This window comes from Streptomyces sp. NBC_01237 (assembly GCF_035917275.1).
Classification (GTDB): domain Bacteria; phylum Actinomycetota; class Actinomycetes; order Streptomycetales; family Streptomycetaceae; genus Streptomyces.
In genome coordinates this window covers 3613279-3635355 of record NZ_CP108508.1, presented here as the reverse complement: position 1 = coordinate 3635355, position 22077 = coordinate 3613279, and the positions used below count along the sequence as shown (strand labels likewise).

General features: G+C 70.8%; 20 protein-coding genes and 1 pseudogene. 14 read left to right on the top strand and 7 right to left on the bottom strand.

The genetic code is table 11. From position 1 onward, the window contains the following. Positions 1 to 21: 21 nt before the first annotated feature. The gene (locus tag OG251_RS16075; RefSeq protein WP_073725855.1) at positions 22 to 243 is read left to right on the top strand and encodes a hypothetical protein; all 222 of its coding nucleotides are present in this window, start codon (positions 22 to 24) and stop codon (positions 241 to 243) included. After that, entirely contained in the window at positions 240 to 695 is a 456-nt protein-coding gene (locus OG251_RS16070; RefSeq protein ID WP_326677828.1) for an ATP-binding protein, read from the top strand. The genes OG251_RS16075 and OG251_RS16070 overlap by 4 nt, the downstream gene beginning before the upstream one ends. A gap of 101 nt (positions 696 to 796) precedes the next feature. Here the strand turns inward: OG251_RS16070 and OG251_RS16065 are convergent, their stop codons facing one another. Further along, positions 797 to 1942: a MarR family transcriptional regulator gene (locus tag OG251_RS16065; RefSeq protein ID WP_326677827.1), complete on the bottom strand. Its 1146-nt coding sequence runs from the start codon at positions 1940 to 1942 to the stop codon at positions 797 to 799. A gap of 347 nt (positions 1943 to 2289) precedes the next feature. Beyond that, entirely contained in the window at positions 2290 to 5736 is a 3447-nt protein-coding gene (locus OG251_RS16060; RefSeq protein WP_326677826.1) for a S41 family peptidase, read from the bottom strand. 163 nt (positions 5737 to 5899) lie between these two features. Between OG251_RS16060 and OG251_RS16055 the strand changes: the two genes are divergently transcribed. Beyond that, positions 5900 to 6472, top strand: coding sequence for a TetR/AcrR family transcriptional regulator (locus OG251_RS16055; protein ID WP_266805814.1), 573 nt, complete (start codon positions 5900 to 5902; stop codon positions 6470 to 6472). A 120-nt stretch (positions 6473 to 6592) separates the two neighbouring features. Then, on the top strand, positions 6593 to 8830 hold the full coding sequence (locus OG251_RS16050) for an MMPL family transporter (RefSeq protein ID WP_326677825.1): 2238 nt from the start codon (positions 6593 to 6595) through the stop codon (positions 8828 to 8830). A gap of 252 nt (positions 8831 to 9082) precedes the next feature. On the opposite strand, the pseudogene OG251_RS16045 reads toward OG251_RS16050, so the two are convergent. Then, positions 9083 to 9430, bottom strand: a pseudogene (locus tag OG251_RS16045) (SsgA family sporulation/cell division regulator); the annotation flags it as partial. A 272-nt stretch (positions 9431 to 9702) separates the two neighbouring features. On the opposite strand from OG251_RS16045, the gene OG251_RS16040 reads away from it, so the two are divergent. From OG251_RS16040 to OG251_RS16020, 5 genes are all read left to right on the top strand, one after another. Next, positions 9703 to 10800, top strand: coding sequence for an energy-coupling factor ABC transporter permease (locus tag OG251_RS16040; protein WP_326677824.1), 1098 nt, complete (start codon positions 9703 to 9705; stop codon positions 10798 to 10800). Between the two features lies 1 nt (position 10801). Continuing rightward, positions 10802 to 11563 carry a cobalt ECF transporter T component CbiQ gene (cbiQ, locus tag OG251_RS16035; protein WP_326677823.1) on the top strand — a complete coding sequence of 254 codons (762 nt, stop codon included), beginning with the start codon at positions 10802 to 10804 and terminating at the stop codon, positions 11561 to 11563. Then, a complete protein-coding gene (locus OG251_RS16030) occupies positions 11560 to 12333 on the top strand; it encodes an energy-coupling factor ABC transporter ATP-binding protein (protein WP_385893461.1) in 774 nt (257 codons plus the stop codon). The genes cbiQ and OG251_RS16030 overlap by 4 nt, the downstream gene beginning before the upstream one ends. Before the next feature lie 66 nt (positions 12334 to 12399). Continuing rightward, the gene (locus OG251_RS16025) at positions 12400 to 13563 is read left to right on the top strand and encodes a serine hydrolase domain-containing protein (protein WP_326681282.1); all 1164 of its coding nucleotides are present in this window, start codon (positions 12400 to 12402) and stop codon (positions 13561 to 13563) included. Beyond that, positions 13560 to 14345 carry an SDR family NAD(P)-dependent oxidoreductase gene (locus OG251_RS16020; protein WP_326677821.1) on the top strand — a complete coding sequence of 262 codons (786 nt, stop codon included), beginning with the start codon at positions 13560 to 13562 and terminating at the stop codon, positions 14343 to 14345. Before OG251_RS16025 ends, OG251_RS16020 begins: the two co-directional genes overlap by 4 nt. Before the next feature lie 101 nt (positions 14346 to 14446). Here the strand turns inward: OG251_RS16020 and OG251_RS16015 are convergent, their stop codons facing one another. After that, positions 14447 to 15646, bottom strand: a complete 1200-nt coding sequence (locus OG251_RS16015) for a hypothetical protein (protein ID WP_326677820.1) — start codon at positions 15644 to 15646, stop codon at positions 14447 to 14449. Positions 15647 to 15858: 212 nt separating this feature from the next. Here OG251_RS16015 and OG251_RS16010 point away from each other — a divergent pair, with 212 nt between their 5' ends. After that, on the top strand, positions 15859 to 16428 hold the full coding sequence (locus OG251_RS16010; protein ID WP_326677819.1) for a MepB family protein: 570 nt from the start codon (positions 15859 to 15861) through the stop codon (positions 16426 to 16428). Between the two features lie 39 nt (positions 16429 to 16467). Here OG251_RS16010 and OG251_RS16005 read toward each other — a convergent pair whose 3' ends face one another. From OG251_RS16005 to OG251_RS15995, 3 genes are all read right to left on the bottom strand, one after another. Further along, positions 16468 to 17319 carry a DMT family transporter gene (locus OG251_RS16005; protein ID WP_326677818.1) on the bottom strand — a complete coding sequence of 284 codons (852 nt, stop codon included), beginning with the start codon at positions 17317 to 17319 and terminating at the stop codon, positions 16468 to 16470. Beyond that, positions 17316 to 17852: a YbaK/EbsC family protein gene (locus OG251_RS16000; protein ID WP_326677817.1), complete on the bottom strand. Its 537-nt coding sequence runs from the start codon at positions 17850 to 17852 to the stop codon at positions 17316 to 17318. The genes OG251_RS16005 and OG251_RS16000 overlap by 4 nt, the downstream gene beginning before the upstream one ends. 314 nt (positions 17853 to 18166) lie before the next feature. Next, the gene (locus OG251_RS15995; RefSeq protein ID WP_326677816.1) at positions 18167 to 19348 is read right to left on the bottom strand and encodes a methyltransferase domain-containing protein; all 1182 of its coding nucleotides are present in this window, start codon (positions 19346 to 19348) and stop codon (positions 18167 to 18169) included. A 438-nt stretch (positions 19349 to 19786) separates the two neighbouring features. Here OG251_RS15995 and OG251_RS15990 point away from each other — a divergent pair, with 438 nt between their 5' ends. From OG251_RS15990 to OG251_RS15975, 4 genes are all read left to right on the top strand, one after another. Continuing rightward, complete coding sequence (locus OG251_RS15990) at positions 19787 to 20041, top strand: hypothetical protein (protein ID WP_326677815.1); 255 nt, start codon at positions 19787 to 19789, stop codon at positions 20039 to 20041. Further along, the gene (locus tag OG251_RS15985; RefSeq protein WP_326677813.1) at positions 20013 to 20528 is read left to right on the top strand and encodes a DUF6879 family protein; all 516 of its coding nucleotides are present in this window, start codon (positions 20013 to 20015) and stop codon (positions 20526 to 20528) included. Before OG251_RS15990 ends, OG251_RS15985 begins: the two co-directional genes overlap by 29 nt. 14 nt (positions 20529 to 20542) lie before the next feature. Continuing rightward, positions 20543 to 21391, top strand: coding sequence for a helix-turn-helix domain-containing protein (locus OG251_RS15980; protein WP_326677812.1), 849 nt, complete (start codon positions 20543 to 20545; stop codon positions 21389 to 21391). 90 nt (positions 21392 to 21481) lie between these two features. Further along, positions 21482 to 22057: a 3'-5' exonuclease gene (locus OG251_RS15975; protein ID WP_326677811.1), complete on the top strand. Its 576-nt coding sequence runs from the start codon at positions 21482 to 21484 to the stop codon at positions 22055 to 22057. The last annotated feature ends 20 nt before the right edge of the window (positions 22058 to 22077 follow it).

The following is a 22077-nucleotide window of genomic DNA, read 5'->3' as shown; positions in this document are numbered from 1 at the left end:
CGAAAGGTGGATGCTCCCCCCATGGACGACACTCAGGACACCCCCGGCTACGACATCGGCGCGGACGTCGACGCGCTGCGTACCGCGCTCGCGGTCCACGGCATCACCCTGCCGTCGCTCGGCGTCGATCCGCTGACCCTCGCCGGGTGCGCCACCCGGCCGCAACTGGTCGCGCTCGGCAACTGCAATGTGGCGACCGCGCGCCGGATGGCCGAGGTGCTGCGGTCGGCGGCCGGTGGATGACCCCGCTGCCGTTCACGGTGCATCTGCTCGCCGTGCCGAAGGCCGTACCGGAGGTCCGGCGCACCCTTCGGGAGTGGTGCGGGGGTGCGGATTCGCCCGATCTGCTGCTCTGCGTCAGTGAGTTGCTGGCCAACGTGATCGTGCATCTCGGCGAGGGCACACCGGTCACGCTCCGGGTCAGCGGTACCCGCTCCGGCCGTGTCCGGGTGGAGTTGAGCGACCCCGAGCCGGGTGCCTGGCCCGCCCTGCGGGCTGCGGCGGACGGTGAGGAGTCGGGGCGGGGGCTGACGCTCGTGGACGCGCTGGCGTTGCGGTGGGGCGTCGAGCGGCGGCCGTACGGGAAGACGGTCTGGTGCGAACTGGGGGCGCCCGCCCGGTGGGGCGGGACGGATCGCGAACCAGCCGGTCCCGACAGCAGATCCGCAGCGGGTGTCGCTCCCGGCACCGGCTGACGGCGGGCGGGCCGCCCCGTGCCGTTCGTACGCTCGTCGCCGGACCGGAGAACGTCCCTCGCCGGGGCGGTCGCCGGTCCGGCGCCGTTTCTTCGGACTCTTCAGACGGTCTTCAGGAGCCCTCTGATGTGCCCGGCGAGCAGCCGGGCGTCGGGCCTTGGGGGCGAGGCCGGGGCGGCGACGGCTCCCTGGCCGGACCGGCGGCAGGGGCCGCAGAGGCCGTCGGGGAGGGATTCGGGGCGACCCGGGGCCCCGCATTCGGTGCACTCGACCAGCAGGCGGTGCGGGGCGGTGCCCGGTGCGGGAGGTGCGGGCGTGGCTGGCAGGAGGGGCGGGAGCTTCCTGATGAGCCGGTCGCGGACGAGGCCCACGGGGGAGTCGACGCCGGTCGGGAGCCCGCGGGAGAGGGCCTGGAGGAGGTAGTCCGCGTCCACCCCTCGGTCGAACCAGCGCTGCGCCAGGTCCTGCAAGGTCTCGCAGTCGGCGGCGGAGAGCGCCAAGCGGGGTTCGCGACGCCCGAGTTGTGCCAGGGCCAGGTAGGCGGGGGAGGCGCCGACAAGGGGCGACTGCGGCGGTGCGCCCAGTGCCGTGGGCGAGGTCGGTGCCGGGCTTGTGTCCGGCGCCGGTGCCGGTGCTTCCTGCTGTTCAGGCTGCGGTACGGCCTCTTCTTCCGCTTCCTTCTCGGGGCCCGGCTCCGGCTCTGGCACCTGCTCCCGCTTAGGCCCCGGATTCTGTGGTGGCACGAGTGCGGCGGCGATGACCGGCGGGGCGGGAGCGGGCTCTTCAGCGGGCACCCAGGGCGGGGGCGCGGTCTCGGGGGCCGTTGCTGCCAGGGGTGCCTCGATGGTCTCCGTCGCCAGGAAGGTGTTCCACCACTCGTTGTCGCGGGCGGTACGTGACCAGAAGGTCCGGGAGACCCAGCGGACCTGGTCGCCCTCGCCCGCCGGGCGGCGTACCCGGCGCAGGTGCCCGGCAACCGACAGGGCGGTCAGGGCCGATGCCACGGCTTGTTGGCCGTAGAGCGGGAGCTGTTTGGCCAGGGTCTTGACATCCATCGCCGAGCCGTCGGGAAGACGCTCGACAAATCCGGCGACATAGCGCTCGCGCGCGGGCAGCAGAGCGAACTCAGAGCCGGTGGGCGTGTGTTGGCCGGGCGTCGAGCGCTTGCCGTAGCCGGGCTTGGCCTTCGGGTACGTAAGTGAGCGTGCGGGTGCACGGAGGGCAGGGCTAAGGTTCCGGGTAGCCACGGGATCGACGCTGCTTTCGATCTTGAGGTGAGACCCCGGCTTGGTGCTCGATACACCTCGTCGGGGTCGTTTCGTTGGGGGCACCGTAAGCAGCCGCGTGATCGCGCCGCAAGCTGCCCTGATTAGTCATACTTGCTGGCCGTGACAGGGAAGGGAGGGGAGGGAGGCTTTCCCAACTTCCCTTCTCTTCCCTACCGGTAAAGGAAAAGCTCGAACCTTGAAGCTCGTGTCCCGGCGCCCGAAGCCCGAAGCTCAAGCCTCGGGCCCGCGCCCTCCTCACGTATACCCGAAAAGGTGAACAGCCCCTCCCGAAGCCCGAAGCCCGAAGCCCGAAGCCCGGGGCTTTCCTACCTCGGGGGCAACGGCGGGCGTCGCAGGTCCGGGGCCGTGGTGTACGTCGGCGGGGTCGCCGCCGGGTGTTTCGCCAGCAGGTCCAGTGCCACGCGCACCGCGTCGTCCAGCACCGCGTGTCGGCCCTCCGCCCAGTCGAGCGGGGTGCGCAGCGCCTCCAGGTCGGGCTCGACGCCGTGGTTCTCCACCGACCATCCGTACGTGTCGAACCACGCCGCGTTCATCGGCACCGTGATCACCGTGCCGTCGCCCAGCCGGTGGCGCCCGGTCATGCCGACCACGCCGCCCCAGGTGCGCTGGCCCACGACCGGTCCCAGCTTCAGCAGCCGGAACGCGGCCGTGATCATGTCGCCGTCGGAGGACGTCGCCTCGTCGGCCAGCGCGACGACCGGGCCCCGTGGCGCGTTCGACGCGTAACTGACCGCCTGGGCGTTGCGCGTCAGGTCCCAGCCGAGGATTCTGCGGGTGAGCTTCTCGACGACCAGTTCGCTGATGTGGCCGCCCGCGTTGCCCCGTACGTCCACGATCAGCGCCGGGCGTGACACCTCCAGTCGCAGGTCCCGGTTGAACTGGGCCCAGCCCGAGCCGCCCATGTCGGGGATGTGCAGGTAGCCGCACTTGCCGCCGCTCAACTCCCGTACGACCTCCCGGCGTTTGGCCACCCAGTCCTGGTAGCGCAGCGGCCGTTCGTCGATCAGCGGCACGATCGCGATGCGGCGTGAGCGGCCCTCGTCGCCCGCCGGGCGGAACGTCAGCTCCACCGTCGTGCCGCCCGCAGCCGTCAGCAGCGGGTACGGCCCCGTCACCGGGTCCACCGGGCGGCCGTCGACATGGGTGAGGGCGGCGTCCTCCCTGATCCCCGTACCCGCCAGCGGTGAACGCGCCTTGGAGTCCGAGGAGTCGCCGGGCAGGATGCGCTGGATGCGCCACGCCCCGTCACGGCACACCAGATTGGCGCCGAGCAGCCCGATCGCCCGCTGGTAGTGCGGCGGGCCCTCGTTGCGGCGGGCGGGTGCCACGTACGCGTGCGAGGTGCCCAGTTCGCCGAGCACCTCGCGCAGCAGGTCCGCGAACTCGTCGGGGGAGGCGACCCGTTCGACCAGCGGGCGGTACTGGTCGAGCACCCCGCCCCAGTCGATGCCGCACATGTCCGGCTCCCAGAAGTAGGAGCGGATGATCCGGCCCGCCTCGTCGTACGCCTGGCGCCATTCCGCCGCCGGGTCGACATCGTGCAGGATGCGGCGCAGGTCGAGATAGACGGTGGAGTCGTTGTCGCCGGGCTCGTTGGACGGGACGGCGCGCAGTTCGCCGTCGTCCATGACGACGAGCCGGCTCGCGTCGCCGCTGACCGCGAACCAGTCGAGGTGATCGACCAGTTCGGTCCTGCGGGCCTTGGCGATGTTGAAGTGCTCCAGGGTGGGGCGGCCCGACATGTCCGCCGGGTTGGCGAAGGTCTCGCCCAGCGCGCCCGAGATCGGCCAGCGCAGCCAGACGAGCCCGCCGCCGCTGACCGGGTGCAGCGCCGAGTACTTCGACGCGGAGACCGGGAACGGTGTCACCCGGCTCTCCAGGCCCTCGAACTCGACGGTGACCGTCGCCCCCTCCCCCGTACCGCCGTCGGGAAGGTCCACCGGGTCCAGGCCGCCCGCCGCCGGGCGCCCGTCCGGGGAGAGCGCGAACGGCGACGGGGTGGCCGAGGATAGCGGGACCAGATAGGGGCGGCAGCCCAGCGGGAAGGAGAGGTCGCCGGTGTGGACGTCGTACACCGGGTCGAAGCCCCGCCAGGACAGGAACGCGAGATAGCGGCCGTCGCCCGTGAAGACCGGGTTCTCGTCCTCGAAGCGGCCATTGGTGACATCGACGATCACCGGTGCGCCCGGCCCGGAGATCCGGGCCAGTTTGATCTGGCGCAGGGAGCGGCCGACCCCGGGGTGCGACCAGGTCAGCCAGGCGCCGTCGGGCGAGAAGGCGAGGTCGCGGACCGGGCCGTTGACGGAGCGGATGAGTTCGGTGACGTCGCCGGTGGCGTCCGTCGCGCCCACGACGGTGTCGGCGGCGTCCGTCGTGTTCCCGGCACCGTCCGTGGCGTCCGTGGCGTCCGTGGCCTCCGTGCCGTCCGTGGCGTCCGGGGCGTCGTACTCCTCCGTACCTGACGTAGCCGTACCCGTACGCGTACCCTCCTCCGGCTCCCGTTCCTCCGCCGTGTCCAGGAGCAGCAGCCGCCCGTCGTTCGACGCGACCGCCAGCCGTTCGCCCGCCGGGTCGGAGATCAGCTCCTGCACCCGGCCCAGCTTCCCGGAGGCCAGCCGTCGCGGTTCGCGGTCGCCGCTGGCCCGGGGGAGATAGGCGATCTCGATCGCGTCCTCGCCGTCCGCGTCCGTCACGTACGCCACCTGACCGACGCTGCCCAGCATCTCCGGCAGCCGGACCCGGACCCCCGGGGTGTCGGTGATCGTGCGGGCGGGGCCGTCGCGGTGGGTGAGCCAGTACAGGCTGCCGCGTACGGAGACGGCGCTCGCCCGGCCCGTCTCGTCGACCGAGAGCGAGTCGACGTTGCTGGCGGCGGGCACCTGGTACGTACGCCGTCCGGTCCGTGGGCCGCCGAGCCGTACCTCCAGCTTCCGGGGCCGGGCGTCCGGTGACTGGAGGTCCTCGACCAGCCACACATCGCCGCCGCACTGGTAGACCACCCGGTGCCCGTCGCTGGAGGCGTGCCGGGCGTAGAAGGCGTCGTGGTCGGTGTGGCGCCGCAGATCGCTGCCGTCCATCAGGCAGGAGTACAGATTGCCGACACCCTCGTGGTCGGAGAGGAACGCGATCCGGCGGCCGACGAACATGGGCGAGTCCAGCTGGCCGCCGATGTCCGGCAGCAGCCGTTCGCCGTGCAGCCACAGGCGCCCGGTCGCACCGCCCCGGTAGCGCTTCCAGGCGGCCGGTTCGTGCGGCGGCCTGCCGGTGAGCAGGAGCGAGCGCCGCTCGCCGTCGATGTCCGCGACCGCGATGTCGGAGACCGGTCCCCAGGGGAGCCGGCCGCCGGGACTGCCGTCGGTGGGGACGCTGTAGGCCCAGGAGAAGTACGAGAACGGCTGGTTGTGCGAGGACACGGCGAGGATCTGGGACGTGTCGCCCGGATCGGGGCTCCAGCCGCAGACCCGGGCGTCGGTCGAGCCCCAGTAGGTGAGCCGGCGGGCGGGGCCGCCCTCGACGGGGGCGACATGGATCTCGGGGTCCAGCGTTCGCCAGGTGGTGTAGGCGATGCGGGTGCCGTCGGGCGAGAAGCGTGGATGGCTGACCCTGGTGCGGTCGACGGTGATCCGCCAGGCCCGGTCGGGCCGGTGTCCTGCCGGGGCGAGGGGGGAGACCCAGAGGTCGTCCTCGACCGCGAAGCAGAGCAAGTCCTGGTGGAGGTGCGGGAAACGGAGATACGCGACGTCGTCACTCACCCTCCAATGCTTTCCGCGCGAACGGCCCGAGGCAACTTGTGGTGCAGCACACAAGCGAAACGTTTTCGTTTCGCTGGGTGGTGGGAGTACGGTCAGGTGTACGAAACGGTTTCGTTCGATGGTGAGCGAATCCGGCGGAGCGGAGCGAGGGAGGTCGGCACACATGGCACGCACCAGGCTCACACCGGAGCGTGAGAGTGAGCTCTACGCCGCCGTCCTCGACCTGCTGCGCGAGGTCGGTTACGACGCCCTGACCATGGACGCCGTCGCCGCCCGTACCCGGTCCAGCAAGGCCACCCTCTACCGCCAGTGGGGCAGCAAGCCCGAACTGGTCGTGAAGGCACTGCGGCACAACAAGCCGGTGAGCCTCGGCGAGATCGACACCGGTTCGCTGCGCGGCGACTTCCATGTCGCGCTGAGCCGCAACGACGACTGTCAGATGGAGAAGGACTCCGCGCTGATGCGGGGCCTGAGTCAAGCCGTCCATGACAATCCCGATCTGCACAAGGCGCTGCGCGAGCTGCTGATCGAGCCGGAGATGACCGGTCTCGACCTGCTGTTGCGACGGGCCGTGGACCGGGGCGAACTGCGCTCGGACAATCCGGCGCTGAAGTACATCCCGCACATGCTGATCGGCGCGCTCGCCGCTCGGCAGCTGGTCGAGGACCGCGCCGTCGACCAGGCGTTTCTCATCGATTATGTCGACTCCGTGGTCCTCCCCGCCCTCGGCGTCTGACGTCCCCGCCCCGCCCGCACGGCCCTCTCCCCGACGCTCCACCTGACACGCCGCTCTCGTCGTCGGGCTGGTTCCTCACGCCCATTTCCACTCACACGACCTGACCGGGAGTACGCCCCCGTGGCCACATTCCTCTACAAGCTCGGACGGCTCGCCTTCCGGCGCCGCCGCTATGTCGCCCTCGTCTGGGTGGCGCTGCTGGCACTCGCCGGATTCGGTGCCGCCTCCGCTTCCACCGCCACCTCCAGCTCCTTCTCGATTCCGGGTACGGAGGCCCAGAAGGCCTTCGACCTGCTGGAACAGCGCTTCCCGGGCAGCAGCGCCGACGGCGCGACAGCCCGCGTCGTCTTCACCGCACCCGACGGACAGAAGGTGACCGACGCCGCCAACAAGGCCGAGGTCAAGGACATCGTCGGCGAGCTGAAGTCCGGCTCGGACCAGATCGCCTCGGTCGCCGACCCGTACACCGCCAACGCCGTCAGCAAGGACGGCTCCACGGCGTACATCTCGGTCTCCTACAAGGTCAACTCGATGGAGCTGACCGACCCGACCCGTGAGGCCCTGGAGGACGCGGGGGCGGCCGCCGAGAAGAGCGGGATGACCGTGGCGATCGGCGGTGACGCGCTCCAGGTGATGCCGGAGACCGGCGCCACCGAGATCATCGGGGTCGCCATCGCCGCGGTGGTGCTGGTCATCACGTTCGGCTCGCTGATCGCCGCCGGGCTGCCGCTGCTCACCGCGCTCATCGGCGTCGGCATCGGGGTCTCGACGATCACGGCGCTGGCGAACGTACTGGACCTGGGCTCCACCACCTCGACGCTCGCGATGATGATCGGCCTCGCGGTCGGCATCGACTACGCGCTCTTCATCGTCTCCCGCTACCGCGCCGAACTGGCCGAGGGCCGGGAGCGCGAGGAAGCCGCCGGGCGGGCCGTCGGCACGGCCGGTTCCGCGGTCGTCTTCGCGGGCCTGACCGTGGTCATCGCCCTGGTGGGCCTGGCCGTCGTGAACATCCCGATGCTGTCGAAGATGGGCTTCGCCGCCGCCGGTACGGTCGCCATCGCCGTCCTCATCGCGCTCACCCTGGTCCCGGCGATGCTGGGCTTCGCGGGCAAGCGGGTCATGGGGCGCAAGGCGCGCAAGGCCGCCGAGGCGGAGAACCGTCCCGATGCCAAGCCGAACATGGGCACCCGGTGGGCGCGGTTCGTGCTGCGCAGGCCGGTGTGGGTGCTGCTGGCCGGTGTCATCGGCCTCGGCGTCATCGCCGTACCGGCCGCGTCGCTGGAGATGGGCCTGCCGGACGACGGCTCCCAGCCGAAGAGCACCACGCAGCGTCAGGCGTACGACGCGCTCTCCGACGGCTTCGGCCCCGGGTTCAACGGGCCGCTGATGGTCGTCGTCGACACGAAGAACAGCTCGGACGGCAAGACCGCGGTCAACCAGGTCTCCCAGGAGATCGAGTCCATGCCGCACGTCGTCGCCGTCAGCCCGGCCGCCTTCAACAAGGCGGGCGACACCGCGACCATCACCGTCATCGCACAGGACCGGCCCAGCTCCGTCGAGACGGAGAACGTGGTCCACGCCATCCGTGACGCGGGTGCCGACATCAAGAGCGACTCCGGTGCCGAGGTGCTGGTCACCGGTGCCACCGCGATGAACATCGACTTCTCGCAGAAGATGAACGACGCGCTGCTGCCCTACCTGGCGCTCGTCGTGGGTCTGGCCTTCCTGCTCCTGATGCTGGTGTTCCGCTCGGTCCTGGTGCCGCTGAAGGCGGCCCTCGGCTTCCTGCTCTCGGTCGTCGCGGCACTCGGCGCGGTCGTCGCGGTCTTCCAGTGGGGCTGGCTCGGTTCGCTCTTCGGCGTCGAGCAGACCGGCCCGATCATGTCGATGATGCCGATCTTCATGGTCGGTGTGGTCTTCGGTCTCGCCATGGACTACGAGGTCTTCCTCGTCACCCGGATGCGGGAGGCGTACGTCCACGGGGAGAGCCCCGGCCAGGCCATCGTGACCGGCTTCAAGCACGGCGCACGGGTGGTCACGGCCGCGGCCGTGATCATGATGGCGGTCTTCGCCGGCTTCATCGGAGCCAGCGAACAGATGATCAAGATGATCGGCTTCTCGCTCGCCATCGCCGTCTTCTTCGACGCCTTCGTGGTGCGGATGGCGATCGTGCCCGCGGTGCTGGCGCTGCTCGGCAAGCGTGCCTGGTGGCTGCCGCGCTGGCTGGACCGCGCGCTGCCCAACGTGGACGTGGAGGGCGAGGGCCTGCGCAAGCAGCTCTCCGACGCTCCGGAGTCCTCGCAGGGCGGGTCCGGCGGCGACGGCGACGGTGAGCGTGAGCTGACCCGCGTCTGAGCGGTGTCCGAGCCGGTGTCCCGGGTCCGCTCAGGCGGACCCGGGGCCCGGATCATCCCCTGAACCCCGGGTCCGCGTCCGAGCGGAGCGCGGCCCCGGAAGCGCCGGTTACCTGTGGGGACGGGGGCCGGGGCGAAGACGAAAGCCCCCGTGCGAGCGGCACGGGGGCTTTCGTCATGTCCGGCGGTCGGTATCAGCTGGTACCAGCTGATACCGGAGGGAATCGGCCGGTGGCGGCCGGTATCAGCCTCGGGTGGCCGGCTGTGCGGGCGCGGTCTCGCTGTGGGTCCGGCCGAGGAAGCGGATCAGTGTCGCGTTGTCGAACTGGAACACCTCGACACCGTCCGCCGAGTGCAGTTCCACGATCAGCTGGGCCCGGCCGCACGGCCAGACACGGACGGCGCCGCGCTCGGCGGGGGACCGGAGGCCCCGTTCCAGCAGGTCGCGGCCGAACGCCCAGTCGCTGCCGCCGGGCAGGGTGACATGGACGGTGCGCGGGTCGACGGCCGCGTCGTAGCGCAGGGCGACGGGGACGGGGCGGGTGAGCGGGCCGTCGGTGATGAGCCGGGCGCGGGCATGTTCTTCAATCACGGGGGACATGAGCCGGCTCCTCCTATTTATAGAACTTTGCACTCCAATGTCCCACATTTTGGACCAGGGGCACGCCGAGTGCGCGAGGGACGGGCCCGGGTGCGGTGGGTACGGGCCCCGGTGTGGGCGCGCGGATCCGGGTGCGCGAGGCGCGGACCTGGGTACCGTGAGCAGTTGTGACCTGTTCGCTCTTGCATGGTGTTCGCAACAGGGTCCTATCATTGACGGGTTCATGACCCCGCCCGCAGGAACGCGGAAACCGCAGGAAGCGGAGCCACCTCATGCATGTACCCGACGGATTCATCAACGCACCCGTCTCCGTGGCCGCGGGAGTCGTCGCCGCGGGCGCCGTCGCCGTCAGCCTCCGAGGTGCCCGCCGCGAACTGGACGAGCGCACCGCCCCCCTCGCGGGCCTGGTGGCCGCCTTCATCTTCGCCGTGCAGATGCTGAACTTCCCGGTCGCGGCGGGTACCAGCGGCCATCTGCTGGGCGGGGCGCTGGCCGCGATCCTGGTCGGGCCGTACACCGGGGTGCTCTGTATCGCCGTCGTCCTGCTGATGCAGGGCATCCTCTTCGCGGACGGCGGCCTCACCGCGCTCGGGGTGAACATCACGGTGATGGGCGTGGTCACCGTGATCGTCGCGTACGCCCTGTTCCGGGGCCTGACCGGGATCCTGCCGCGCACCCGCCGCTCGGCCACGGTCTCCGCCTTCGTCGCCGCCCTGGTCTCCGTACCCGCCGCGGCCTGCGCCTTCACGCTCATCTACTGGATCGGCGGCACCACCGACATCCCGATCGGCAAGGTGCTCACCGCGATGGTCGGGGTGCATGTGCTGATCGGTATCGGTGAGGCCGTGATCACCGCGCTGACGGTGGGCGCCGTCATCGCCGTACGCCCCGATCTCGTGCACGCCGCCCGCGGGCTCGCCGCCCCGCTCAAGCTCCGCGTCGACGGCGAGCTGATCGACGCCCCGTCCGCGGCGCCGTCACCGTCCGGAGCCCTGTCCCCCTCCGGCGCCGCCACCCCGGCCGCCGCCCGGTCCACGCGCAAGGTCTGGGCCACCGGCCTGGTCACCGCCCTCGTCCTCGCGGGCTTCGTCTCCTTCTACGCCTCCGCCAGCCCCGACGGCCTGGAGAAGGTCGCCGCCGACAAGGGCATCGACAAGAAGGCCGAGGAGCACGCAGCCTCGGACTCCCCGCTCGCCGACTACGGCGTCAGGGACGTCACCGACGCCCGGATCTCCGGGGGCCTCGCCGGAGTGATCGGAGTGAGTGCCACGGTCGTCGTCGGCAGCGGCGTCTTCTGGGCCGTACGCCGTCGCCGTACCCACGGTTCCGACACCCCCGCCGCCGCCCACCACGCCGGGGAGAACGCCTGACATGGGCGCCGGTCACGCGCACAAGCTCTACCGGCACGGGCACTCGCCCGTCCACGGCCTGCCCCCGCACTGCAAGCTCGCCGCCGTCTTCTGCTTCGTCGTCGTGGTCGTCTCCACGCCGCGCGAGGCGGTCTGGGCCTTCGCGCTGTACGCGGCCCTGCTCGCCGTCGTCGCCGCGGTGGCCCGCATCCCCGCCGGTTTCCTGCTGAAGCGGCTGCTCATCGAGGTGCCGTTCGTCGCGTTCGCGCTGCTCATGCCCTTCGTGGTGCCCGGCGAGCAGACCGGCGTCCTCGGTGTCTCCGTCAGCGTCCCCGGTCTCTGGGGCGCCTGGAACGTCCTCGCCAAGGGCACCCTCGGCGTCGCAGCCTCCGTGATCCTCGCCTCCACCACCGAACTGCGGTCCCTGCTGCTCGGCCTCCAGCTGCTGAGAATGCCTCCGCTGCTGGTCCAGATCGCGTCCTTCATGATCCGGTACGGGGACGTCGTCACCGGTGAGATGCGGCGCATGTCGATCGCCCGCCGCTCACGGGGCTTCGAAGCACGCGGCGTACGCCATTGGAGTGTCCTCGCCAAGTCCGCGGGCGCCCTGTTCATCCGGTCCTACGAGCGCGGCGAGCGCGTCCACCTCGCGATGGTCAGCCGCGGCTACACCGGCACCATGCCGGTCATCGACGAGGTGACGGCCTCCCGGACCCAGTGGGCGTACGCCTCGGTGCTGCCCGCGTTCGCCCTCGTCATCTGTCTGCTGGGATGGTCCCTATGAGCAGCCCGCCCACCGCCCCCGCGCCGTCCCTCGAAGTCAGCGGACTCGCCTACGCCTACCCCGACGGCCACCAGGCCCTCTTCGGCGTCGACCTCACCGTCGCCCGCGGCGAACGGGTCGCGCTCCTCGGCCCCAACGGAGCGGGCAAGACCACCCTCGTCCTCCACCTCAACGGCATCCTCGACGCGGGCGCGGGCACCGTGCACGTCGCCGGACTCCCCGTCGCGAAGCGGAACCTCGCCGAGATCCGCCGCCGCGTCGGCATCGTCTTCCAGGACCCCGACGACCAGCTGTTCATGCCGACCGTCCGCGAGGACGTCGCCTTCGGGCCCGCCGCCGCGGGGCTGCGCGGCCCCGAACTGGAGGAGCGGGTCCGCTTCGCGCTCCGGCAGGTGGGCATGGAGGAGTACGCGGGCCGCCCGCCGCACCACCTGTCCTTCGGGCAGCGCCGCCGCGTCGCCGTGGCCACCGTGCTCGCGATGCGGCCGGAGATCCTCGTCCTGGACGAGCCCTCCTCCAACCTCGACCCGGCCTCGCGCCGCGAACTCGCCGACATCCTGCGCTCCTTGGACGTCACCGTGCTCATGGTCACCCACGACCTGCCGTACGCCCTGGAACTCTGCCCGCGCGCCGTCATCCTCAGCGAGGGCGTCATCGCCGCCGACGACCGTACGCAGGATCTGCTCTGCGACGATCAACTGATGCGCGCACACCGGCTGGAGCTGCCGTTCGGGTTCGATCCGCGTTCCGTGTCCGTGAACAGGGGTTGACCCGCTACGCGTCCGGCCCGCCGCGCGATGCACCATGGGGGGATGAGCGGGAGCGCAGGAGCAGGCGTGGACGTACGGGGCATGGTGGCACCCGGATTCGAACCGGTTGGGGACGCTTTCGTCCGTAACTTCGAACAGCGCGGAGAGCGCGGTGCGGCCGTCACGGTGTACCGCGCCGGGCGCAAGGTGGTCGATCTGTGGGCCGGTACGCGGGATGTCGACGGCACCGAACCGTGGGCCGTCGACACCGTGCAGGTCGTCCGCTCGGCCGGTAAGGGCATCGCCGCCGCCGTACCGCTGCTGCTCCACCAGCGCGGGCAGGTCGACCTGGACGCCCCGGTCGGCACGTACTGGCCGGAGTTCAAGGCGAACGGCAAGGAACGGGTCCTCGTCCGCGACCTCCTCGCCCACCGGGCCGGAGTGCCCGCCCTGGACCGCGCGCTGACCCCCGAGGAGGCCGCCGACGGGACGTCCGGGCCGCGTGCCGTCGCCGCCCAGCGCCCGCAGTGGGAGCCCGGCACCGACCACGGCTATCACGCCCAGACCTACAGCTGGCTCATCGGCGAACTGGTGCGCAGGGCCACCGGCCGGACCATCGGCCGCTGGATCGCCGAGGAGATCGCCCGCCCGCTCGGCCTGGACTTCTGGTTCGGGCTCCCGGCCGACGAGGCCCACCGCATCGGCCGCATCGGACCGGTCGAACCCCCGCCCGTCGAGGTCAACGGCGGCACCCTGCGCGTGCGACCCAAGCGGTCCGTCGCCGACGCCTACCGTGACCCGGACTCCCTCACCCGCCGGGCGTTCGGGGCCATCGACCCGTTCCCCGACGAGAACGACCCCGGCTACCGGGCCGCCGAACTCCCCGCCTCCAACGGCATCGCCACCGCCCGCGCACTGGCCCGCTGCTACGCCGCGATGATCGGCGAGGTCGACGGCCACCGGCTGTTCGCCCCGGCCACGCTCACCCTCGCCCGCACCGAGGAGTCGGCGGGACCGGACCGGGTCCTGGTCGTGAACACCCGCTTCGGCCTCGGCTACATGCTGCACGGCCCGGCCGCCCCGCTGCTGGCCCCCGGCTCCTTCGGACACCCCGGGCGGGGCGGCTCGCTGGGATTCGCCGACCCCGAATCGGGCATCGCCCTGGGCTATGTGACGAACGGTCTGCAGAAGGGAGTCACCGCCGACCCCCGTGCCCAGGCACTGGTCAGAGCAGTACGGTCGGCCCTATGACTCCTGCACGTTTCGATGGTCACAGTGTCCTCATCACCGGCGCCGGCCAGGGCATCGGCGCGGCGACCGCCCGCCGCCTGGCCGCCGAAGGCGCGGCCGTACTCGTCACCGACCTGGACGCCGCCCGCGCGGGGAACACGGCCGCGGAGATACGCGAGGCGGGCGGCACCGCCGAGTCGCTGGCCTGCGACGTGGGCGACCGCCGGGCGGTCGAGGCGGCCGTCGCCCACGCGGTCACCGCCTTCGGCCGCCTGGACGTGCTGGTCAACAACGCCTACTCGGCCGGAACGGACACCGCGCTCTTCGAGGACGAGACGGACGAGGCCTGGCAGCGCGACCTCGACATCACCCTGACCGGCCCGTACCGCACCTCCCGCGCCGCCCTGCCGCACCTGGTGGCCTCGGGCCGGGGCGCGATCGTCAACATCGGCTCGGTCAACGGCGAACAGGACTTCGGCGGCCACGCCTACAGCGCCGCCAAGGCGGGCCTCGCCAGCCTGACCCGCACCCTGGCGGGCCACGCGGGCCCGCGAGGCGTCCGCGTCAACCTGGTCGCCCCCGGCACGATCCGCACCGCCGCCTGGGCGGGCCGCGACGCCGACCTGGACCGGATCAGCGCCCTCTACCCCCTCGGCCGCATCGGCGAACCCGACGACATCGCGTCCGCCGTCGCCTTCCTCGCCTCCCACGAGACGTCCTGGATCACGGGCACGACCCTGCGCGTCGACGGCGGCCTGCTCGCCGTGAACACGGGCTTCCGGAAGGCGGTCTCGGAGGGGTAGGGGGGGGCGGCCGGACGCGGCAGGACCAGGTCGCCGCAGGGCCGGGGTCGCCGTACTGGGTGCGACGATGCTCGCGGGCCCGCGCGGGACCGGCGATCGGCCTACTCGCGACCGGGGCCCACGATGTCCGCGAGCAGACCGTAGTACTCCGCGGGCCGGGTCTCGAAGTCCACCCAGGCGGAGAGACCGGCCGGGCCGTCGTCCGGCCCACGCAGCAGATCGACCGAAGCCTGTGCGAACTGCGCGGCCCTGCCCCTTCGTTCGGCGTCGTCCAGCAGCAGGCGCAGCTCGGCCACCGCGGCCAGGGCACGGCGGCGTTCCGCCCGCCCCGCACGCCGCATCTCCGTCCACCCGGAGGCCGGTGCGGCGACGGTCAGCAGCCGGTCCAGCCGCACGGACAGGTCCCTGCCTGCCTCCGCCGCGTTCCGGGCCGGGGGTCCGGCCTCCACCAGCACCCGCAGTGCGACGAGCAGCGCCGTGGACCGGGGCTCGGGCCGGTTCACGTCCATCCGTACCTCGACGACATCACGCAGGTCGTCGGCGATCCGCCGCGCGGTCGCAACCGCCCACACGGCCGTGGGCTGTTCCACGCCGGGAAGCCGCTCCAGCCCCCACGCTCCGGAGTCGAGCACCTCCCGCACGGTCCGGATGCCGCCCGTCTCCAGCACCTCGGCCCGAAGCCCGCTTCCGGCCGCATCCGTCAGGCGCGAGGCGGGGATCCGGCTCAACTCCTCGTTCACCCGTTCTTCATGCACCGGGGCCCATGCCTTCCGCACCGCCTCCACGGCCCGCGAGTGGTCCCGGTCCACCAGTGCGGCAGCCTCCTCCAGCCGCCTCGCCCGGCGAATGGCTTGCGGTCTCGCACCGCTCGCCCGGGCCAGTGCACTGATGTTTCCCCCGACGACGCCGACGACGGTCAGGGGGAACCCGAACGCGACCAGCGTGTCGGAGAGCTCGATCCGGTCATCCGCCTCGATGTCCTCGTCGAGTGAGTACAGGTCACCGGTGTCCTGGCCCTGGGCGACCACGAATCCGGTGTCCCAGCCGAGGCCGGAACCGCCGTCGTAGTTCGGTGCCTTCAGGATGGAGTCCCGCTCGGCATCGCACCGATAGGGGCCTTCGCGCTCGCGAAGGTCGAAAGGATCCGTCCAACGGACGGTGCACGCCCCGTCGGCCTTCTCGTCGAGCACTGTCAGGTCGATCTGTTTGAGCTCGGGCATGCCCGGCGCGGTCGCGTACAGGACGGCGGATCCCGCGATCAGCACCAGGCCGAGTGCCAGCACCCAACGGAACCACGGCATGTGTTTCATTGAGGCCCCCTCGCGTCGTATCGGCGGTATGTCCCGCACGAGCAGTTTGCGCCGTCTCCGTCCGGATGATCAAGGAACGGAATCGGCAGTTGTGCGGCGCTTTTCCTTCCTGCCCCCGGCAATCCCTGGGACATGGAAGGTGTCCCGTGCGCGATGGCCCTGGGGGTGCGGGCCGAACAACCGGACGATGGCAGCATGGAGCAATGACGACGAACCACGAGGAACCCCCGGAAATCCCTTCCTCGGACCCTGCGCCCTGGTCCTCCGGGGCCCCGCTCCACGACGATCTCCTCGCGGCGAAGGAGCGGGTGTACGACCCCTGCGGATTCCACTGCTCACGGCCGGTGGCGGAGGCGGAGAGCGCCGAGTACGGGGCGTACGGATTCACGCTGGACGGTGCCTCCGTCAGGTTCCGCGCGGCCAGGACGACCCCGAAGAAGGCCGGTCAGTTCGTCACCCTGTGGAAGAGGTCCGGGGACGGCCCGATCCAGCCCTTCGACGCCGAGGACGGCATCGACCTGTTCGTCATCAGCACCCGCGACGACCGGCGCTTCGGCCAGTTCGTCTTCCCGCGTGAGGTGCTCCGCGACCGGGACATCGTGTCGAGGAACGGTACGGGCGGGAAGCGCGGGTTCCGCGTCTACCCGCCATGGGCGACGACGACGAACCGCCAGGCGGGCAGTACGCAGACCTGGCAGCTGAACCACTTCCTGACGGTCGGCGAGGACGGTCCGGTCGACACCGGGCGCGCTCGGGCGCTGTATCACCCCTGAGGCGCGCGCCGACCCGCGTCGGTCGCCCGCACGGGGTGCTCAACTCGTGTGCAGCATCAGGCCGATGCCGACCACCATCAGACCGGCGGCGGCGATGCGCGGGGTGCCGAAGCGTTCCTTGAAGAACAGGGCGCCTATGGCCGCGCCGACGATGATCGAGGACTCCCGCAGGGCCGCGATCGGGGCGAGCGGGGCCCTGGTCTGGGCCCACAGGACCAGGCCGTACGCGATGACCGACAGGGCCGCGCCGAGCAGTCCCCGTGCCGCGTACGGCTTCAGCTGGGGGACGAGTGCGGTGCGGCGGCGCCAGAACGCGTACGCCGGGATGGCCAGGCCCTCCAGGATCATCAGCCACGCGATGTAGCCGAGCGGGGTGCCCGAGGCGCGTACCCCGACACCGTCCACCGTGGTGTAGCCGGCGATCGCCAGACCCGTCGCGAGGGCCGCCAGGATCGCCGGCCAGTGGGGGCGTTTCCCGGAGCCGCGGATGCCCCACAGGGCGAGCCCGACCAGGCCGGCCGAGGCGACCGCGACGCCTGCCGTGGCCCAGCCGTCGGGGCGTTCGCCGACGAAGACGGCGGCCAGGACCGTCACCACGAGCGGGGCCGTGCCCCGGGCGATCGGATACATCTGGCCGAAGTCGCCCAGCGTGAACGACCGCATCAGCAGCAGCATGTACGCCACATGCAGGGCGGCCGAGACGAAGAGGTACGGCCAGGCCTCCGCCGCCGGGAACGGGACGAACAGGGCGGCCACCGCCCCGATCAGCAGGCCGCCCCCGGAGATCAGCGTGAAGGAGACCAGCTGATCCTTGATCGCGTGCGCGATGGCGTTCCACGAGGCGTGCGTGACCGCGGCTATCAGGACCGCCAAGGCGACCAGCGGGGTCACGCCGTCTGCTCGCGCACATCCACCACGGTGGCGCCCGCGTGGCCGATCAGGGTCTTGGGGTCGAGCGGGAACACCGTGTGCGGGGTGCCCGCCGCCGCCCAGACCACCGCGTGGTTCAGCAGCCCGCGGTCCGCCAGCACCCGGGTCCTGGTCACATGGCCGAAGGGCGGTACGCCCCCGATCGCGTACCCCGTCGTCTCACGGACCAGGTCGGCCCCGGCCCGCTTGACCTTCCCCGCGCCCAGTTCGCTCCGTACGAGCTCCACGTCGACCCGCGACGACCCGTCCATCAGGACCAGGACCGGCACCCCGTCCGCCTCGAAGATCAGCGACTTGACGATCTCGCTGAGCTCGCAGCCCACCGCCGCGGCGGCCTCGGCGGCGGTGCGCGTGGCGTCCGGGAAGCGGCGTACCTCGACCTGGAGCCCCAGCTCGCGCAGGGCCTCGGCGAATCGGGGGTGGGCTTCGGAGGAGGAGAAGGGGGAGGCGGAGGTCGCAGGCGCGGTGTCGGGCGCGGTGTCGGGAGTGCTCATGCGCGCCACGCTACTGAACCGGACCTGGCGGACACCAGACGGATTCCGGAGTAACGCACTCCGGTTCATTTCGGTGACTTCCGGTCAAACTTGGCCGGATAGGTACCCGTGCCGGCCCGGGATGGCGAGGTGCTCCACAGGGCGGCCACCGCGCCGGTCAGCAGGCTGCCCTCCCCGATATCAGGGTGGACGAGAAGAGCTGGTCCTTGATGGTGTGTCCGAACATTGGGTACTCCCAACAAGACCGTAGAACTCAGGTGGAAGCCCCGTCCGACGCCTCGGGCTGAAGCCCACGGACGGGGCGGTCCTGCTGATCAGCCGCTCGTGGGGACGCGCTTTTCGGGGGTGTCCAGCCACGGAGTCCCACCTGAGGCTGTGACCGTCAGACCGAATCGTTCCGGGCCGGGACGGTCATGCAGCGCCCACCAGTCGTGAGCCGCTTCCACCTCGCGCCAGAGCCGACGGCGGCCTTGCTGCCACACCGTCCACTGGGTGTCGGACTTCCCGTCCCAGTCCACGGCGGCCCACGACGTGGCATCGGTCGTGGCGAGCCACAGGCGGGATACCACCCCTTCCACATACGGGTTGTCGTGCCACGTCCACCACACGTCACGGAGCTGCAGCCCCATGGCGAACCGTGCGGCGAGTTCGTCTCCGGTCACCTGCCACGGAGGCAGGTTGGTGGTCGACTCGTCGGGCTGGTGGTCGTCGCGCACCACGTCCCGGAAAATCCGCAGGTTGGTCCGCTGCTGCCGCATGAGCATGAACGCACTGTGCGGAGAGAACCGGCCCGAAGCCGTCCCATCATCGTCCACTGTCATGCGCAGCAGTCCGTAGCAGATCCACGGCGACTCCCACGGAGCGAGGATGACGCCCCCTGGCTTCACCTGCGTGAGCCACGGGCGAGGGACGGACCGCACGGAACACGTGGCTACGAGCCGGTCATAAGGCGCGCCGTCCGCGTGCCCCATAGCGCCGTCCCCGGCGATGACTTCCACGCCGAGCCCCGACTTCCGCAGACGTTCCTGGGCTTTGGACGCCAACACGGGGTCCACTTCGACGGTCGTCACGTTCTCCGAGCCGGCGACGTAGGCCAAGAGACCCGCGTTCCACCCTGTTCCGGTGCCGATCTCCAGGACTCTTTGTTCCGGCGCCACATCGAGCATGTGCAGCATCCGGAACACGATGGACGGAGCCGAAGCGGATGACGACGCCCACCGATCTCCGTCCGTGGGCTCCTCACCGTCGTTGATCTGCGTCACTACGGAGTCATCGGCGTACACCGCCCGAAGCCACGCTTCCGGATCGTTGGCACGGTCGCATGGCTCCAACTGATCACCCAAATAGACACGTTCAGGGATAAAAGCGGATCGAGTGACGGACCATGCCGCTCGCTCCCACTCAGGGCGCAACGGCGTATCCATGCCGTGGTTCACTGAGCCGAGCAGATCACGGATGGCGATCTGCTCGGACGTTGCGAGATTCGGCGTCGTCACCTACTCGTCCTTCCTGTGCTTCGGCGGGTCCTTCGGCTTGGCTGTGTCGCTCGACGGCTTGGACGTGCCCGGGTCCTTCCCGCCTGAGTGCTGCCCGCTGCCACCGCTTCCGCCCTTTCCCGTTCCCCATCCCATGCCGTTGCTCCTCTTGTTGGTTACGGACTTTCCGCAGGACCCGCCCGATGGTCTTCCGTCTCCACGGAGGACCGCTGGGTGGATTTGCTGCGCCGGGCCGGCCGGGACCGCTGGTGACAGATCCTCATCGGAGGTCAGGGTCGGCGATGCGAGTCGACGCTAGAAGTACGCCGATCCGGGGCGCTACGAACTTGCACGGGTTTGCACATCAATTTCTCGGCATGAAGGCGGTATTGACGCTGTCTCTGCTGTTCAGCGAAGCTCGTGCAAGCCCGAGCAAGCACCTAGACCAGGGAGCCAGCCATGGCCGTAGAGTTCGTCGGCATCGACCCGAACACCGATCGGGATCACTGCCCGACGGTGTGGGCGGACACGGAAGCTCAGGAGATCTTGTTGCAAGGATGGAAGCCGGACGCCAGGGCTCAGGCCCAGTGCGAGGCGACCAGCCCGGCGAACGGATCGGTCCCCGAGGGCGAGGCCATCGTGCGGCTCCCCGCCCGCATGATTCCGGTGATCAGGGGGGCCTGCGATGCCGTCGAGCGCGCCCAGCTTCGCTGAGCTGCTCGGCCGGTGCGAGCGGTCGGCCGTCCACCTGGAGATGCGTGACTCGTACGCGACCACCGACCGGTTCGACGAGTGGAAGCGCGGCGTGCGGTTCAACTGGGCGGACCGCGCGTCCTGGTGGCACCCGTACGACCAGTTGATCACGGACTCCGTGGCGCGGGGTGTGTCGATCCGTCGGGCCCGCATCATCTGCGAGCCGGTGACGGAGTACATCCGCTGGGAGCATTACGTGACCCACGCGAACGTGACGGCGGGGGAGGAGGTCCGATGGCTGCCGCGACGACGGGCCACGGACATTCCCCTCCCTGGAAACGACTTCTGGCTCTTCGACGGTGAGCTCCTGCGGGTGCACCACTTCTCAGGGGACGGCGCGGTAGTCGAAGATGAGATCACCTCGGACGAGGCGACCGTGAAACTCTGCTCGTCGGCCTTCGAAGCCGTCTGGGAGAGAGCGGTTCCGCACCACCTGTACGCGATCTGACGAAAGCCAGCTCCATGCCCCCGCACCCTTCACCGAGCGTTCAGCAGGCCCGCGAAGAACTGGCGGGCCGGCTGCGCGATCTCCGTAGGGATGCCGGAATCAGCGGGCGGGAGCTGGCCGTCAGGTGCGGCTGGTCGGATGCGAAGGCATCGCGTATCGGAAACGCCAGAACACCACCGTCCGACGCGGACATCCGGGCATGGTGCCGAGCCTGTGACGCCGACAGTCAGGCGCCGGACCTGATCGCGGCGAACAGGCAATCCGCGGACTCCCACGTCCAGTGGAGACGACTCCAGCGCACCGGCCTCCGCCGTGTACAGGAGTCCACCGAGAGCCTGTACCAGCGAACCCGTCTGTTCCGGGTCTACGTCTCCGACGTGATCCCCGGATTTCTCCAGACGCCCGGATACGCCACCGCCCTTCTGTCTTCCATCGCGGAGTTCCGAGGGGCACCCGACGACGTGACCGATGCCGTCAAGGTCCGCATGAGGCGTAACGCGGTGCTGACCAATGGCGCACACCGGTTCTCGTTCGTTCTGGAGGAATCGGTCCTGCACCATCGGCTGTGCACGGTCGAGACCATGGCCGCGCAGCTGGGCCATCTCTTGGGGGTCATGGATCTTCAGAACGTAGCCGTGGGAATCCTGCCGTTCTCGGCCCGACGAGCGGTATGGCCCATGCCGACGTTCACGATGTTCGACGATGCCAGGGTGCACGCGGATAGTTTGGACGCCGCATCCACCCTCACACAGCCGAGCCAAGTGGATTTGTACGCACGGGCCTTCGGGCGCCTCTCGCAGGGTGCGGTGCGGGGGGCCGTCGCACGTGCTCGCGTGACGTCTGCCCTGGCTGCCCTTGGGTAGCCTGTGCTCGGCAGCGGGCGCGTGACGAAGCCGCCGAACCCGCCGCCCTGGAGTGGTGACAAGTGCGGGGAGTTTTCTACCCTGGCCCCCATGAGCCTTGGCCCGGGGGAGACGCTGCTGAACGTCGTCGATGTCGAAGCGACCTGCTGGGACGGGCAGCCGCCGCCCGGTCAGGTGAGCGAGATCATCGAGATCGGGCTCACCGTGGTCGATCTCCGCGCGGGTGAACGCGTCGCCAAGCACCGGCTGCTGGTCCGGCCCTCCACGTCGCGGGTCAGCCCGTTCTGTACGGAGCTGACGGGGCTGACGCAGGCCGAGGTGGACGCGGGCCTGTCCTTCGCCGAGGCATGCCGGCTGCTGGCCGCCGAGCACCGGACCGGCGGTCTCCCGTGGGCCAGTTGGGGCGACTACGACCGCAACCAGTTCACCCGCCAGTGCCGTCACACGGGCACCCGGTACCCCTTCGGCCACCGTCACACCAATGCGAAGGTCGCCTTCACCGCTTCGTACGGTCTGCCCAAACGCCCCGGCATGGCCCAGGCGCTGCGGACCGCCGGACTCCCGCTGGAGGGCCGCCACCACCGGGGCGACGACGACGCGTGGAACATCGCCGCCCTGGTGCTCGACCTCGCGGGGCGGGGCGACTGGCCGGTTCCCCAGGGGTGAGCCCGGTGGTCGCGCGGAGG

Coding starts and splice junctions, on each gene's coding strand:
- OG251_RS16020 (WP_326677821.1), top strand. CDS start 13,560: ATGACTCCTGCACGTTTCGATGGTCACAGTGTCCTCATCACCGGCGCC.
- OG251_RS16015 (WP_326677820.1), bottom strand. CDS start 15,646: ATGCCGTGGTTCCGTTGGGTGCTGGCACTCGGCCTGGTGCTGATCGCG.
- OG251_RS16030 (WP_385893461.1), top strand. CDS start 11,560: ATGAGCAGCCCGCCCACCGCCCCCGCGCCGTCCCTCGAAGTCAGCGGA.
- OG251_RS15990 (WP_326677815.1), top strand. CDS start 19,787: ATGGCCGTAGAGTTCGTCGGCATCGACCCGAACACCGATCGGGATCAC.
- OG251_RS15985 (WP_326677813.1), top strand. CDS start 20,013: ATGCCGTCGAGCGCGCCCAGCTTCGCTGAGCTGCTCGGCCGGTGCGAG.
- OG251_RS16010 (WP_326677819.1), top strand. CDS start 15,859: ATGACGACGAACCACGAGGAACCCCCGGAAATCCCTTCCTCGGACCCT.
- OG251_RS16070 (WP_326677828.1), top strand. CDS start 240: ATGACCCCGCTGCCGTTCACGGTGCATCTGCTCGCCGTGCCGAAGGCC.
- OG251_RS15975 (WP_326677811.1), top strand. CDS start 21,482: ATGAGCCTTGGCCCGGGGGAGACGCTGCTGAACGTCGTCGATGTCGAA.
- OG251_RS16055 (WP_266805814.1), top strand. CDS start 5,900: ATGGCACGCACCAGGCTCACACCGGAGCGTGAGAGTGAGCTCTACGCC.
- OG251_RS16040 (WP_326677824.1), top strand. CDS start 9,703: ATGCATGTACCCGACGGATTCATCAACGCACCCGTCTCCGTGGCCGCG.
- OG251_RS16000 (WP_326677817.1), bottom strand. CDS start 17,852: ATGAGCACTCCCGACACCGCGCCCGACACCGCGCCTGCGACCTCCGCC.
- OG251_RS15980 (WP_326677812.1), top strand. CDS start 20,543: ATGCCCCCGCACCCTTCACCGAGCGTTCAGCAGGCCCGCGAAGAACTG.
- OG251_RS16075 (WP_073725855.1), top strand. CDS start 22: ATGGACGACACTCAGGACACCCCCGGCTACGACATCGGCGCGGACGTC.
- cbiQ (WP_326677823.1), top strand. CDS start 10,802: ATGGGCGCCGGTCACGCGCACAAGCTCTACCGGCACGGGCACTCGCCC.